The organism is Pseudomonas sp. BF-R-19, assembly GCF_019956445.1.
In the GTDB taxonomy this organism is placed as follows: domain Bacteria; phylum Pseudomonadota; class Gammaproteobacteria; order Pseudomonadales; family Pseudomonadaceae; genus Aquipseudomonas; species Aquipseudomonas fluorescens_BH.
Window position 1 is genome coordinate 35,896 of record NZ_JAHBDN010000103.1, and the last position, 16,177, is coordinate 52,072.

At 58.1% G+C, this 16,177-nt stretch carries 8 protein-coding genes; 6 read left to right on the top strand and 2 right to left on the bottom strand.

The window, feature by feature from the left end:
- The first annotated feature begins 67 nt into the window (after positions 1–67).
- The 4 genes from KGB28_RS27905 (at position 68) to KGB28_RS27920 (ending at position 7,894) form a co-directional block, all read left to right on the top strand.
- Positions 68–3,175, top strand: a complete 3,108-nt coding sequence (locus KGB28_RS27905; RefSeq protein WP_223448750.1) for an efflux RND transporter permease subunit — start codon at positions 68–70, stop codon at positions 3,173–3,175.
- Positions 3,172–4,653 carry an efflux transporter outer membrane subunit gene (locus tag KGB28_RS27910; protein WP_223448751.1) on the top strand — a complete coding sequence of 494 codons (1,482 nt, stop codon included), beginning with the start codon at positions 3,172–3,174 and terminating at the stop codon, positions 4,651–4,653. The genes KGB28_RS27905 and KGB28_RS27910 overlap by 4 nt, the downstream gene beginning before the upstream one ends.
- Before the next feature lie 291 nt (positions 4,654–4,944).
- Positions 4,945–7,062, top strand: coding sequence for a putative bifunctional diguanylate cyclase/phosphodiesterase (locus KGB28_RS27915; RefSeq protein ID WP_223448752.1), 2,118 nt, complete (start codon positions 4,945–4,947; stop codon positions 7,060–7,062).
- An 85-nt stretch (positions 7,063–7,147) separates the two neighbouring features.
- Positions 7,148–7,894 carry an SDR family oxidoreductase gene (locus KGB28_RS27920; protein ID WP_150756037.1) on the top strand — a complete coding sequence of 249 codons (747 nt, stop codon included), beginning with the start codon at positions 7,148–7,150 and terminating at the stop codon, positions 7,892–7,894.
- 271 nt (positions 7,895–8,165) lie between these two features.
- Here the strand turns inward: KGB28_RS27920 and KGB28_RS27925 are convergent, their stop codons facing one another.
- Positions 8,166–8,441, bottom strand: a complete 276-nt coding sequence (locus tag KGB28_RS27925; RefSeq protein ID WP_223448753.1) for a hypothetical protein — start codon at positions 8,439–8,441, stop codon at positions 8,166–8,168.
- 306 nt (positions 8,442–8,747) lie between these two features.
- Between KGB28_RS27925 and KGB28_RS27930 the strand changes: the two genes are divergently transcribed.
- Positions 8,748–11,531 (top strand): RHS repeat-associated core domain-containing protein, encoded by a 2,784-nt coding sequence (locus tag KGB28_RS27930; protein ID WP_223448754.1) that lies wholly within the window; start codon positions 8,748–8,750, stop codon positions 11,529–11,531.
- A gap of 352 nt (positions 11,532–11,883) precedes the next feature.
- Positions 11,884–14,676: an RHS repeat-associated core domain-containing protein gene (locus KGB28_RS27940; RefSeq protein WP_223448755.1), complete on the top strand. Its 2,793-nt coding sequence runs from the start codon at positions 11,884–11,886 to the stop codon at positions 14,674–14,676.
- A gap of 35 nt (positions 14,677–14,711) precedes the next feature.
- Here the strand turns inward: KGB28_RS27940 and mapR are convergent, their stop codons facing one another.
- A complete protein-coding gene (gene mapR / locus KGB28_RS27945) occupies positions 14,712–16,121 on the bottom strand; it encodes a GntR family transcriptional regulator MpaR (protein ID WP_223448756.1) in 1,410 nt (469 codons plus the stop codon).
- Positions 16,122–16,177: the final 56 nt, after the last annotated feature.

Below are 16,177 nucleotides of genomic sequence, written 5' to 3' on the forward strand. Positions count from 1 at the left end.
TCGCGAGCAAGCCCGCTCCCACAGGGGGGCTGCAGGGCTCGTGGGTTGGTGCCGGGAGCCGTCATCGATGAATCTCTCGGGACCTTTCATCAAGCGCCCGGTCGCGACCATGTTGCTGAGCCTGGCGATCATGCTGCTGGGCGGCGTGAGCTTCGGTTTGCTGCCCGTGTCGCCGCTGCCGCAAATGGACTTTCCGGTGATCGTGGTCCAGGCCAGCCTGCCCGGGGCCAGCCCCGAGGTGATGGCGTCGACCGTGGCCACGCCGTTGGAACGCTCCTTCGGCAGCATTGCCGGGGTCAACACCATGAGCAGCCGTTCCAGCCAGGGTTCGACCCGGGTGATCCTGCAATTCGACCTGGACCGCGACATCAACGGCGCGGCGCGGGAAGTGCAGGCGGCCATCAATGCCTCGCGCACCCTGTTGCCGAGCGGGATGCGCAGCATGCCGACCTACAAGAAGGTCAACCCGTCCCAGGCGCCGATCATGGTGCTGTCGCTGACCTCCGATGTACTGGAAAAAGGCCAGCTCTATGACCTGGCCTCAACGATTCTGTCCCAGAGCCTGTCCCAGGTGCAGGGCGTCGGCGAGGTGCAGATCGGCGGCAGTTCGTTGCCGGCGGTGCGTATCGAGCTCGAACCGCAGTCGCTGAACCAGTACGGCGTGGCCCTGGACGATGTGCGCAACACCATCGCCAATGCCAACGTGCGCCGGCCCAAGGGCTCGGTGGAAGACGATCAACGGCTGTGGCAGGTCCAGGCCAACGACCAGCTGGAAAAAGCCAAGGACTACGAGTCGCTGATCATCCACTACAACGGCGGCGCGGCCCTGCGCCTGAAGGATGTGGCGAAGGTCAGCGATGGCGTCGAGGACCGCTACAACAGCGGATTCTTCAACGATGACGCGGCGGTGCTGCTGGTGATCAACCGGCAGGCCGGCGCCAACATCATCGAGACCGTCAACGAGATCAAGGCGCAGTTGCCGGCGTTGCAGGCGGTGCTGCCGGCCAGCGTCAAGCTGAACCTGGCCATGGACCGCTCGCCGGTGATCAAGGCCACGTTGCACGAAGCGGAAATGACCTTGCTGATCGCCGTGGCGCTGGTGATCCTGGTGGTGTTCCTGTTCCTCGGTAACTTCCGCGCTTCGCTGATCCCGACCCTGGCGGTGCCGGTGTCGCTGGTCGGTACCTTTGCCGTGATGTACCTCTACGGTTTTTCGCTGAACAACCTGTCGCTGATGGCGCTGATCCTGGCCACCGGGCTGGTGGTGGACGATGCCATCGTGGTGCTGGAGAACATTTCCCGGCACATCGACGAAGGCGTGCGGCCGATGCGGGCCGCGTACCTGGGTGCCCAGGAAGTCGGCTTTACTTTGTTGTCGATGAACGTGTCGCTGGTGGCGGTGTTCCTGTCGATTCTGTTCATGGGCGGGATCATTGAAAGCCTGTTCCGCGAATTCTCCATCACCCTGGCGGCGGCCATCGTGGTCTCGCTGGTGGTGTCGTTGACCCTGACCCCGATGCTCTGCGCCCGCTGGCTCAAGCCGCACACGCCGGGGCAGGAGAACCGCCTGCAACGCTGGAGCCGGCGGACCAACGACTGGATGGTCGGCAAATACGCCACCAGCCTCGACTGGGTACTGCGCCACAAGCGTCTGACCTTGCTCAGTCTGTTCGTGACAATTGGTGTGAATATTGCGCTGTACGTTGTTGTTCCTAAGACGTTTTTGCCGCAACAGGATACCGGCCAGCTGATCGGTTTCGTGCGCGGCGACGACGGCCTGTCGTTCAGTGTGATGCAGCCGAAGATGGAGATTTTCCGCCGCGCGGTGTTGAAGGACGAGGCGGTAGAAAGCGTCGCCGGCTTCATTGGCGGCAACAACGGCACCAACAACGCCTTCATGCTGGTACGCCTCAAGCCGATCAAGGAGCGCAGCATTTCCGCGCAGAAAGTCATCGAACGCCTGCGCAAGGAAATGCCCAAGGTTCCCGGTGCGCAACTGATGCTCATGGCGGACCAGGACCTGCAATTCGGTGGCGGTCGCGAGCAGACCACCTCGCAATACTCGTACATCCTGCAGAGCGGGGATCTGGGTGCCTTGCGCGAGTGGTATCCGAAAGTCGTCACCGCGCTCAGGGCCTTGCCGGAGTTGACGGCGATCGATGCGCGGGAAGGTCGGGGCGCGCGGCAAGTGACCCTGATCGTCGACCGTGACCAGGCCAAGCGCCTGGGTGTCGACATGGACATGGTCACGGCGGTGCTGAACAACGCCTACAGCCAGCGGCAGATATCGACCATCTACGACAGCCTCAACCAGTATCAGGTGGTGATGGAGGTCAATCCGAAATACGCCCAGGACCCGATCACCCTCAAGCAAGTCCAGGTGATCACCGCTGACGGCGCGCGGATCCCGCTGTCAACCATTGCCCATTACGAAAACAGCCTGGAAAACGACCGGGTCAGCCACGAAGGCCAGTTTGCTTCGGAAAGCATTGCCTTCGACATGGCCGAAGGCGTGACGGTGGAGCAGGGCAGTGCCGCCATTGAACGAGCGATTGCCAAGGTCGGCCTGCCGGAAGACGTGATCGCGAAAATGGCCGGCACAGCCAACGCTTTCGCGGCGACTCAAAAAAGTCAGCCGTGGATGATTCTGGGGGCACTGGTGGCGGTGTATCTGGTATTGGGTGTGTTGTATGAAAGCTACATCCACCCGCTGACGATCCTCTCGACCTTGCCGTCAGCCGGGGTCGGCGCGCTGCTGTCGATCTATGTGCTGGGTGGCGAATTCAGCCTGATCTCGTTGCTCGGGTTGTTCCTGCTGATTGGGGTAGTGAAGAAAAACGCCATCCTGATGATCGACCTGGCGTTGCAGCTGGAGCGACACCAGGGCATGGCACCGCTGGAATCGATTCGCAGCGCCTGCCTGCAACGTTTGCGACCTATTCTGATGACCACCCTGGCGGCGATCCTCGGTGCCTTGCCGTTGCTGCTGAGCCGCGCCGAAGGGGCGGAAATGCGCCAGCCGTTGGGCCTGACCATCATCGGCGGGCTGATCTTCAGCCAGGTGCTGACGCTTTACACCACCCCGGTGGTTTACCTCTATCTCGACAAACTGCGCCATCGCTTCAATAAATGGCGTGGGGTGCGTACCGATGCTGCTCTGGAAACTCCGCTATGACTGAACGTTCGCTTTTCAACCTGGCTGCACCACTGATCACGGCTCGAGGCTCGCGTGTGTTGAGCCTGTCACTGTGCGTGGCGATGCTCAGTGCCTGCGCCGTCGGCCCGGATTACCAGCGCCCGCAAACCGCGGAGCCTGCGCAGTACAAGGCCGCAGAGGGCTGGCGTCAGGCCAACCCCAGCGATGCCCTGGCGCGTGGTGCGTGGTGGGAGTTGTATGGCGACCGGCAGCTCAACGACCTGATCGAAAAACTCAACAGCGCCAACCAGACCGTCGCCCAGTCCGAAGCGCAGTACCGTCAGGCCCAGGCCTTGGTGCGCAGCGCACGCGGGGCGTTTTTCCCGACGGTGGACCTGAACGTCAGCAAGAACCGTTCAAGCCAGGGCACCGGCAGCAGCAGCTCCAGCCTGAGCAGTTCGTCCAGCGGTATTCGCGACACGTACTCGGCCCAGGCGGGCGTCAGTTGGGAAGCGGACGTATGGGGCAAGCTGCGCCGAGGCCTCGAAGCCGACACCGCCAATGCCCAGGCAAGCTTTGCCGATCTGGCCGCGATGCGCCTGAGTCAACAGTCGGAGCTGGTGCAGAATTACCTGCAACTGCGCGTGATCGATGGCCAGAAACGCTTGCTCCAGGACACGGTCGAGGCTTATCAGCGTTCGTTGAAAATGACCGAGAACCAGTACCGTGCCGGCGTATCGGGCAAGGACGCGGTGGCCCAGGCCCAGACACAGCTCAAAGGCACCGAAGCCGATATGATCGACCTGATCTGGCAACGCGCCCAGTTCGAGAACGCCATTGCCGTGCTGATCGGCTTGCCACCGGCAGAATTCAGCCTGGCGGAAAGCCAGGACATTCCGCAGTTGCCGCAAGTACCGCAGGCACTGCCTTCGCAGTTGCTGGAGCGTCGCCCGGACATCGCTTCCGCCGAGCGCTCGGTGATGGCCGCCAACGCCAACATCGGCGTGGCCAAGGCCGCCTATTACCCCGACCTGACCCTGAACATGAACGGCGGCTACAGCAGCAGCACCTATTCCAATTGGATCAGTCTGCCGAACCGCTTCTGGTCGGTCGGACCGCAATTGGCCATGACCGTGTTCGACGGCGGCCAGCGCTCGGCGGAAGTCGACCGCAGTGAAGCGGCCTATGACGAAACGGTGGCCAAGTATCGCCAGACCGTGCTGGACGGCTTCCGCGAAGTGGAAAACTTCCTGGTGCAGCTCAAGGTGCTTCAGGACGAAGCCGTCGTGCGCCAACAGGCACTGGACGCCGCCCGTGAATCGTTGCGCCTGACCCAGAACCAGTACAAGGCCGGCTTGATCGCGTACATCGATGTGGTGGTGACCCAGGCGGCGGCGCTGAGCAATGAGCGCAGCAACCTGGACCTGTTGCAAAGCCGCTTGATAGCCAGCGTGCAATTGATTGCCGCGTTGGGAGGTGGCTGGGATGGGCAGCTTCAGGTGAGCGAAAACCGATAGTGCAATCTAACGCACGCTGCAATCCCTGTGGGAGCGAGCTTGCTCGCGATGGCTGCGTCACATTCAGCATGGATGTTGCCTGACCCACCGCTATCGCGAGCAAGCTCGCTCCCACAGGTTTTGTGCGTTCGAAAGGAGTTAATGTAAAACCTTAAAACAAGCGTTTCATCGGACTGATGGCCCTTTGCTCATTTTGTGGGTGCGTTCTCATTTGGAATCAGTACAATCGCCGCATTTGCCCCCACCCGAGAATGAAAGCCATTAACAAGGGGGCATTCGCGAGAAGTCCCCATGCTCATCGGTAGCTATTCCCCCACCCTGGTCATCATTTCGCTCTGTGTAGCGATTCTCGCCTCCTACACCGCACTCGACCTGACCGGACGCATTGCCACCGCCAAAGGCCGCGCCGTGCATTTGTGGACCGCGGGCGGGGCCATTGCCATGGGCATCGGCATCTGGTCGATGCACTTTATCGGCATGCTCGCGTTCAAGTTGCCGATCGACCTGGGGTACGACGGCACGATCACCCTGTTGTCGCTGCTAATCGGCGTGCTCTCCAGCGGTTTTGCGCTGTGGCTGGTCAGCCAGCCGCAATTGCCGGCCTGGCAGCTGGCCTTTGGTGCGTTGGTCATGGGCGCCGGCATCAGCGCGATGCACTACACCGGCATGGCCGCCATGCGCATGCAACCGGGCATTGACTACGACCCGACGCTGTTCGGTGCCTCGCTGCTGATTGCGGTCGGTGCATCGGGCGCAGCATTGTGGATCGCATTCCGTCTGCGCCAGCACACGCCTTATGTCCGCCTGATCCGTGGTGGCGCCGCCGTGATCATGGGCATCGCCATCGTCGGCATGCACTACACCGGGATGGCCGCCGCGCGCTTTGCCGACGGCAGTTTTTGTGGCGCAGCGGTCAATGGATTGAGCGGCAATGGCCTGGACAACCTGGTGCTGATCACCACGTTGGCGGTGCTGAGCATTGCCTTGCTGACCTCGATCCTCGATGCACGCCTGGAGGCTCGCACCGCGAGCCTGGCCCAGTCGCTGACCGAGGCCAACCGTGAACTGACCCAACTGGCCCTGCACGACACCCTCACCGGGTTGCCGAACCGGACGCTGCTCGCCGATCGAATCGATCAGGCCATGTCGCGGGTCCGGGAACAGGGGGGGTGCTTTGCCCTGATGTTCATCGACCTGGACGGCTTCAAACCGGTCAACGATGCCTTCGGCCACCACATGGGTGATCTGCTGTTGCGCGAAGTGGCCGTGCGCCTGCGCGAAGACTTGCGCAGCCAGGACACCCTGGCGCGGATCGGCGGCGATGAGTTCGTGTTGCTGGTGCAATTGAGCGAACAGATCGACGCCTTGAACCTCGCGGCCCACCAGGTCGGGTTGATCGCGCGAGCGTTCCGGGTTGCCGAACATGATTTACACATTTCCGCCAGCGTCGGCATCGCGCTCTACCCGGGTAACGGGCAGTCCGCCCATGAATTGCTGATGAACGCCGACGCAGCGATGTATCACGCCAAGGGCGCGGGTAAAAACGGCTACAGCTTTTTCGATGTCTCGATGAACAGTAACGCCCGCAAACAGCTGCAATTGCTGCAGGACCTGCGCAATGCCGTGGAACATCAGGAATTCAGCCTGTATTACCAGCCCAAGTTCGACGCCGCCAATGGCCGGCCTGTGGGCGCCGAGGCCTTGTTGCGCTGGGAGCACCCGACGCAAGGGATGCTGTTGCCGGACAAGTTCATCGAAATGGCGGAAAAGACCGGTCTGATCATTCCAATCGGCGAATGGGTGCTCAACGAAGCCTGCCGCCAGATGCGCGAGTGGTACGTGCTCGGCTACACCGATTGGCGCATCGCGGTGAACCTGTCGGCCATTCAGTTTTGCCATGCCGGGCTGGTCCAGAGCGTCGCCAAGGCCCTGGCGACGCACCATCTGCCGGCCAACAGCCTGACCCTGGAGATCACTGAAACCACTGCGATGAGCGATGCCGATGCGAGCATGACGGTGCTGCAGGAACTGTCGGAAATGGGCGTCGACCTGTCCATCGACGATTTTGGCACTGGTTATTCGAGCTTGATGTACCTCAAGCGCCTGCCGGCCAACGAGCTGAAGATCGACCGCGGTTTTGTCCGCGACCTGGAACACGACAGCGATGACGCCGCCATCGTTTCGGCCATCGTGGCCCTTGGCCAGGCGCTGGGGTTGCGTATCGTCGCCGAAGGTGTGGAAACGGGGGTGCAGCAGGACTTCCTGACGCAGCTCGGTTGCGATTCATTGCAGGGGTACCTGCTGGGGCATCCGCTGCCAGCCGCAGGTTTCATGGTGGAAATCCATCGCGGGGAGCAATTGGTCGAGCAGTTGAAAGCCAGTGCCGGGCGCGAGATGTCGATGACATGACAGCTGATGTGAAGCCATGCAAAAACCGCCAATGGCGGTTATTCTAGCCCCCGACCGCTTAAGCTTTGATTGGGGGAAAGCTCGCATGGACAAAGTCATCGTCATCACCGGCGGTAGCCGCGGCATTGGTGCCGCCACCGCGCTGTTGGCCGCCGCGCAGGGCTATCGGATCTGCATCAACTACCAGGCTGACGAAAAGGCTGCACTGGGCGTGCTGGAGCAAGTCCGCGCCCTCGGTGCGCAAGCCATTGCAGTACGGGCCGACGTCAGCATCGAAGACGAAGTCATCGCACTGTTCCACCGGGTAGACACTGAACTGGGTCGGGTCACCGCGCTGGTGAACAACGCCGGCACTGTTGGGCAAAAGTCCCGGGTCGACGAGATGTCCGAGTTCCGCATTCTCAAAATCATGAAAACCAACGTCCTGGCGCCGATCCTCTGTGCCAAGCACGCGATCCTGCGCATGTCGCCCAGGCACGGCGGGCAGGGCGGCAGCATCGTCAACGTGTCCTCGGTGGCCGCACGTTTGGGCTCGCCCAACGAGTACGTCGACTACGCGGCCTCCAAAGGCGCGCTGGACACCTTCACCATCGGCCTGTCCAAGGAAGTGGCGGGCGAGGGGATTCGGGTCAACGCCGTGCGCCCCGGCTTCATCTATACCGATTTCCATGCCTTGAGCGGCGATCCGGATCGGGTCAGCAAGCTGGAATCGGCGATTCCGATGGCCCGGGGCGGGCGTCCGGACGAAGTGGCGGAGGCGATTGTCTGGTTGTTGTCGGACAAGGCTTCGTATGCGACGGGGACGTTTGTTGATTTGGGGGGCGGTCGATAAAGGACGGATGTGTGTGCGGCTAGGGCTGGCAGTTTCTAGTTGTTTTTTAAAGGCGCTTAATGATTTCTCAAGAGGAGAGAAGTCATTAAGCGCATGCGACGTTTTCCCGGTTACTGTTCTTTGATGGAAATATTGTCGAAATCAATATTCATGTTTGCCGGGCTGTCAGGGAGTAAGTCTGCGCCTAATGGAAAAATGTTTGCCTGGGTACTGCCCGACGTCCATTCAACTTCATATTTATGCCACTCACCGTCACCTTGTGGTACAGGGCTTAAAGAAAACTCTGGGTTTTCCCCATGTAAAATTTTTTGATACTCACGCCATTCGTGATGCGCATGTCGAAACTGACTTTTAGTTTCATGGCCGCAAGGAGGACGAAATTTTTTTCAATGTGAAAGTGTGGAGGGCGCGTGCCGGTCCCAATGAAGCCCAAGTAATTATTTTCTCCTTCGGTTTTGATTCGATGGGTGCCCTGAATGGAACTCCACCCATTAAGGCCGGTCTCGAAATCGGTAAAGTCATCAATCTTGTTTCGTGGATTGTTCATCTTGATCTTCCTGATGGTTGGACTGCTTTAGATGGAGCATCATGTCGTCTGTCTAAGAGTTGCTTTTGGGGTTTTATAAGCGTCGAGGAAATAAGCGTCTACTGTAAGAACTTACAGGTTTTAAGTGTTATTTGATCTTTGTAAAACCGGTATTGGTTATATAGCTTCTACGGGTTCTATTGAGTGGATGCTGTGGGATTTCCTGCCTGATTGGCAGCTTTAGTACTCTTAGCTGTTAATTCTGACAGTAGACGCCAATCCTGTGTGGGCCTAGATTCGCGGTAGTCTTCAACAGGCCACCTCGACTTGAACGCTCACACGCCCTCACTCAGCGCTGTTGACTCACGCGGTTTACCCATTCGCGCGGTGGCGTACTGGCGCCAGGCAGCCGATGAGTCGCCCACGGCGCGGGTGACGCAGCAAATGTTTGATCCGGTTGGTCGGCTTGTTCAACAGCGCGATCCACGATTATTTGCGTTGAGTCGGGGCGATGCCTCGGTGCCGGTGAACCTGACCACGACTTCTAGCCTTTCGGCGCAAACGCTGTGCAGCGACAGCGTTGATGCCGGTTGGCAACTCGGGTTGCCGGGCGCAGCGGGGCAGGCGCTTGAGGCTTGGGATCAACGTGGCTGGCATCGTCGCAGCGAGCATGATTCTTTATTGCGAGCTGTCGCGGTGCATGAGCAAATGCCGGGCGAACCTGAGCGTTGCGTCGAGCGCATGAGCTGGGGCGTCGTAGATGACGATCACGCACTGCACAACCGCTGTGGCCAACTCATTCGGCAGGATGATCCGGCGGGCAGTCGTTTGATCGTTGATTATGGATTGTCGGCGGCGGAGCTGCGTGAGCATCGACACTTTCTGAGCAGTGTCGATCCGGTTCACTGGCCTCTTTCGGATGTTGATCGCGACGATTTATTGGAGCCTGGCGAGGGAGCGCAGTCGTCGTGGACCTACGCACCGTCGGGCGAAGCACGCACGCAAACCGACGCTAAAGGCCATACCCGGCATTTCACTCTGGACCTCGCCGGCCAGCTGCATTCAGTGGGCCTGCAACGCGCCGGGCAAACCGGCGCCGATACGCTGGTCAGTGCCATCCAATACAGCGCGTCCGGCCAGGTGGAACACGAACTCGCCGGTAACGGCATGCGCAGTTCCAGCACTTATGATCCAGCGGATGGACACTTGATGTTGTTGGCCACGAAAGGCCCGGATCAAACCTTTTTGCAAAAGCTCAGTTATCGCTACGACGCGGTGGGCAATATCACCGAAATCACCGACGCGGCACTGCCCAGTCAGCACTTTGCCAACCAGCGCATCGAGCCGGTGCGGCGTTTCACCTACGACACGCTGCACCAATTGATCAGCGCCAGCGGTTGGGAAAGCGCCAGGCCCTCACTCGGGCCGGCGCTGCCGGAATGGCAGCCCTACGGCGCACCGGATGCCAGCCGCTGGAGCAACTACAGCGAAACCTATCTTTATGATGAAGCGGGTAATCTGTTGCAGCGTATTCATCATGGTGCGATGGACGACACGTTGACGATGCAGGTCGCAACGCTGAGTAATCGCAGCGTCAAGGTTCACTCAGGATTGGTGGGCATTGATGAATCCTTTGATGCGCGGGGCAATCTGCTTGAACTGCAACCGGGGCAACGGTTGCAGTGGAATGCCCGCAATCAATTGGCCCAGGTCACGCAGGTCGAGCGTTTAGACGGTGTTGATGACGCCGAGCGTTATGTCTACGACAGTGAGGGCACACGTCTTCGAAGGTCCCGCACGATGGCTGCCAAGTCCATCGTCCATACCGCTGAGGTGCGCTATCTACCGGGCATCGAACTGCGCAGCAACAGCGCTACAGGGGAACAACTCCAGGTCATCAACATTCAGGCCGGCCGATGCACTGTCCGCCTGTTGCACTGGGACAGCCCACCACCCGCGGAGTTGGATAACGACCAGTTGCGTTATTGCTTTGACGATCACCTGAGGTCGAGTGTCTTTGAAGTGGATGCGCAGGCGTGGGTGATCAGCCAGGAAGTGTACTACCCCTACGGCGGCACGGCGTGGCTGGCCGGGCGGCATGAAGTGGAAAGCAGCTACAAGACCATTCGTTATTCAGGTAAAGAGCGCGACGCGACAGGGCTTTATTACTACGGGGCGCGGTATTACGCGCCTTGGTTGCAGCGCTGGTTGAATCCGGATCCGGCGGGGGATGTGGATGGGGTGAATTTTTATCGGTTTGTCAGAAACAACCCAATTAACTACATAGATCTTGAAGGAAATACCCCAGCGCCTGTAAGTGATTATCGTATTGGTCTTGAAAAAAATTATGGGGTGCATCATCTGGTTATGCAACGAGGGATGGATAATATTAGAAAACATGCACCTGCGCTGTATGATGCTCTGATCGATGGCTTGATGGTCGCAAAAAAAGCATTAGTATTTGCGATGAATGAATCGATTGATCCAGAGTTTGGCGGGTCATTATATTACACTTTTTTTGGTGAGTATAAGTCGGCTGGCGCTTCATATTTGGAAGACCGATACAAAAAAATATTGTCTGGTGTTGATGCGGTAGAACGTGGGGTTTCTGAAGTGATTATTTTTCTTGGTGCGGAAAAAGGTGATTCTGCATTCGTTTTGATTGGAGATTTGGATAAAAATATATATATCAATAAAAAATTTTTAGAGGTCGCCCAAGTTGGGATTATTGCTTCAATGTTTATTCATGAAATTAGCCATCAGGACGAGATTTTTGGGACGGTGGATTATTATTATCTTGGTCGAGGCGCAGGAGCGCTTGGTCGATATGGGAAGAATGACCCCTATGGTATAGAGATGTTCAATGAAGTAGTCAAGAAACAGTCGTTGAGGATGATAAAAGGAGAAGCGTCGGAGGCGGATTTGTTTTCCGCCGACGCTAATAAAGTTTTTGCTGCGACGGAAAGTGTTGATCAAAGCAGTGCCTTATCTAAGTATAATTTAGATCCGGATATTCGTAGTCGAATGGGTTTTTACAATGCAGATAGTTTGGCAGGGTTTTCTATCGCTGTACTGGAATTAAAGGATTCGAACGTCCTACATTCGCGTTGACGTTTTTTATTGTTTGTATTCTTGTGATCGCCCGCTCCGCAACATCAACCCACGAGCCTCCATAGTTCAACCGAATACAGCTCCTGAGCCGCTGCACCGGCGAAAAAGTTGTCCTTCGACGCAATGCAGATTCTTTGCGCCAATGCTATCTGAAATCACTTTAACGAGACCGTCTGCCCCGGCAATTCCAGCCGCTACACCGGAGGTGTTTTATTTACGGGCTTGCCGGCGAAAGCATTTGAACTAACGAAACCCGCTATCGAAACGACCTTGGACACCTGTCATTCCTGACAGTAGACGCCAATCCGGTGTGGGTCTAGATTCGCGGTAGTCTTCAACAGGCCACCTCTACTTGAACGCACACACGCCATCTCTCAGTGTCGTTGACCCACGGGGTTTACCCGTTCGTGCGCTGGCGTACTTTCGGCAGGCAGCGGACGAGCCGCTCACTTTGCGAGTGACGCATCAGGTTTTCGATCCGTTGGGGCGGCTCATTCAACAGCGCGATCCACGGTTCTTTGCCTTGAGCCAGGACGATGCCTCGGTGCCGGCGAACCTGGCCACGATTCATGGTCTGGCGGGGCAGGCGCTGTGCAGTGACAGCGTCGATGCCGGGTGGCAGCTCGGGTTACCGGGTGCAGCGGGGCAGGCGCTTGAAGCATGGGACCAACGTGGCTGGCATCGTCGCACCGAGCATGATCCATTGTTGCGGCCTGTCGCAGTGCACGAACAAGGTTCGGGGGAACCCGAACGCTGCGTCGAACGAATGACATTTGGGGGAGTGTCGGACGATCATGCCCGGCACAACCTCTGTGGCCAACCCATCCGGCAGGACGACCCGGCGGGCAGCCGGTTGATGGCCGACTTTGGGCTGTCGGCGACGGTGCTGCGTGAGCGGCGGTTTTTCCTGAACAGCTTCGACCCGGTCGATTGGCCGGCACTGGACGCTGACCGCGACTGCTTGCTAGAGCCGGGCGCAGGCGCGCAGTCGTCGTGGACCTACGCACCGTCCGGCGATCTGATGAGCCAAACCGACGCCAAAGGCCATACCCAGCACTTTGCGCATGATCGCGCCGGTCAGTTGTGCTCGGCAGGGCTGCAACGCTCCGGGCAAATCAGCGTCGACACGTTGGTCAGTGGCATCCACTACAGCGCATCCGGCCAGGTGGAACAGGAACTCGCCGGCAATGGTATGCGCACCACCAGCGCGTATGACCCAGCCAATGGACATTTGATGCTGCTGGCCACACAAGGCCCGGGTCAGAGCTTTTTGCAGAAGCTCACTTACCGGTATGACCCCGTCGGCAACATCACCGAAATCACCGACGCCGCCTTACCCATCCAGCATTTTGCCAATCAGCGCATTGAGCCGGTGCGGCGTTTCACTTACGACACGCTGTACCAATTGATCAGCGCCACCGGTTGGGAATGCGCCAGCCCCTCACTCGGGCCGGCCCTGCCGGAATGGCAGCCCTTCGGCCCACCGGATGCCAGCCGCTGGAGTAACTACAGCGAAACGTATCATTACGATGCCGCGGGCAATTTGTTGCAGCGTATTCACCATGGCGCGGTGGACGACACGTTGACGATGCAGGTCGCAACGCTGAGTAATCGCAGCGTCAAGATTCACTCAAGATTGGTTGGTGTTGATGAATCCTTTGATGCGCGGGGCAATCTGCTGGAACTGCAACCGGGACAGAGGTTGCTGTGGAATGGGCGAAATGAGTTGGCACAGGTCACACAGATCGCTCGAATCGATGGCGCTGACGACCTGGAGCGGTATGTCTACGACGGTGAAGGTATGCGAGCGCGAAAGGCCCGCATGACGGCGGCGAAGTCCATCGTCCACAGCGCCGAGGCGCGCTATCTACCGGGCATCGAACTTCACAGCAACAGCGCGACAGGGGAACAACTCCAGGTAATCAACATTCAGGCCGGCCGTTGCACTGTGCGCCTGCTGCATTGGGACAGCCCGCCGCCGGCCGAACTGGACAATGACCAGTTGCGGTATTGCTTCGATGACCATTTGGGGTCGAGTGCTTTTGAGGTGGATGCCCAAGCGCAGGTGATCAGCCAGGAAGTGTATTACCCCTTCGGCGGCACAGCGTGGCTGGCCGGGCGGCATGAAGTGGAAATCGGGTACAAGACCATTCGCTATTCAGGCAAGGAGCGGGATGCGACGGGGCTTTATTACTACGGGGCGCGGTATTACGCGCCGTGGTTGCAGCGCTGGTTGAATCCGGATCCGGCGGGGGATGTGGATGGGGTGAATTTTTATCGGTTTGTCAGCAATAGCCCGATTAATTTTATTGATCGACAAGGGTGCTTTCCAATATTAAGGAACTATCTCGATTTTCGGTTTGAAACGAGCCTGGGGATTCGTCAATCAGTGCTCCATCGGGGGATGAAAGATGTTGAACGGAATGCACCTGAAATGGCCAAGGTCTTGAATGAAGGTATTGCGTTGGCAAAGTCCGCTGTAAAGGATGCGGCTGAAAGCATACTCAATCAAGATTTCAATGTGCGGATATATAATTCATATTTTGGGGCGTTTCAGCCTGATAATGCGGATGAGCTGAAAGAGCGCTATCAGAAAATCTTGTTCAATCTTGAACGATTAGAATCAAAGCCGGCTAAAGTCGTCATTTATCGGGATGCGGGAGGAGCCTATGGACGTGCAAATGCCTTTATTAATAACTCGGATAGAAGGCATAAGATTTACATCAATGGAAGGTATCTGTTAGGTCGTTCGGTCACTGAAGTAGCACAAACATTAATCCATGAGGCTAGTCATCAGGATAAGGCTAATTACTCGCTGGATTACTACTACATTACCCCTGATAAGTTTGATAAAGCTAATGCAAAATTGCTTGTTGGTAAAGGGGCTAGAGATGTAGTGTTCAGTGTTGCAATGGAGAATAATTCAAAAAAAATGCTGTTGGGTAATGCCGAGGAAATGGATTTGCGAGGAGCGCCGGGAGATTTTATTTTGGAAGCGCGTGGAGCTAATATTATAAATGCTCTGCATAAATACAACAACAATCCTGCGCTTCGCAGTCGGATGGCGCGAAACAATGCAGACAGTCTTTCTGGCTTTGCTATGTCTTCGGCGATAATGTCTAAATGCTCAAAACAACGATCCTAATGTGCGTTCTATAAGAGCTTATTTAAGTTTTTTTGTTAAAAAGATCTGACAATCCGCCCCAACGTCTCCATCGCCTGCTCCGAAGCCTCATCCCACGGGCTCCCGTAATTCAGCCGAATACAATTCCTGAACCGCTGCGCCGGCGAAAAAATCGGCCCCGGTGCAATGCTTATCCCCTGCGCCAACGCCATCTGAAACAACTTCAACGAATCCATCTGCTCCGGCAATTCCAGCCACAAAAAGTACCCGCCGGCCGGTTGGCTGACGCGCGTCTGCGCCGGGAAATAGCGGGCGATAGCGGCGAGCATGGCGCTTTGCTGGTCTTCCAGTGCGTGGCGCAATTTACGCAGGTGCCGATCGTAGCCCCCGTGTTGCAGATAATCGGCGATAGCCGCTTGGGCGGGCATCGAGGCGCACAGCGAGGTCATGAGTTTCAGCCGTTCGATTTTCTGCGCGTAACGCCCGGCGGCGACCCAGCCGATGCGGTAGCCGGGGGCCAGGCTCTTGGCGAACGAGCCGCAGTGCATCACCAGACCTTCGGTATCGAATGCCTTGGCCGGTTTCGGTGCTTGTTGGCCGTAATACAGTTCGGCGTAGACATCGTCTTCGATCAGCGGCACCTGGTGGCGGCGCAACAGTTCCACCAGTTCTTGCTTTTTTGCCTCGGGCATAGTCGCGCCCATGGGGTTCTGAAAACTGGTCATGCACCAGCAGGCCTTGATCGGGTGCCGCTCCAGCGTCTGTGCGAGCACACCGAGGTCGATGCCATCGCGCGGGTGCACGGGGATTTCCACGGCTTTGAGTTTCAAGCGTTCGAGTACTTGCAGGCAGGCGTAGAACGCCGGGGCTTCGATGGCCACCAGGTCGCCGGGTTGGGTCACCGCTTGCAGGCACAGGTTCAGGGCTTCCAGCGCGCCGTTGGTGATCAGCAACTCTTCCATGGGTAGCATCAGCCCGCCGACCATGTAGCGCAGGGCGATCTGCCGGCGCAGTTGCGGGTTGCCCGGCGACATGTCGGTGACCACCATGCGCGGGTCCATCTCGCGGGTGGCGCTGGCCAGCGAGCGGGACAAGCGTTGCAAGGGAAACAGCGTCGGGCTGGGAAACGCCGAGCCGAAGGGCACGGTGTTCGGGTCCTTGATCGAGTCGAGCACCGAGAACACCAGTTCGCTGACGTCGACTTCCGTGGACTCGTTGACCTGATTGCTGATCACCGGCTCGGAAAACGGCCGGGGTGCGTGGGCGTTGACGAAATAGCCGGAACGCGGCCGGGCGCGGATCAGGCCGCGACGCTCCAGCAGGTAGTAGGCCTGGAACACCGTCGACGGGCTGACGCCGTAGGTCTGGCTGGCGTAACGCACCGACGGCACCCGCTGGCCGGGACCGAGGACGCCGGTACGGATCAGTTCTGCGATGTCGTCGGCGAATTTTTCGTAGCGTTTCATCGGTATCCCGCAATGGAGTCGATTCGATTAATTGTGGTGAGGGGGCTTGCATTGCC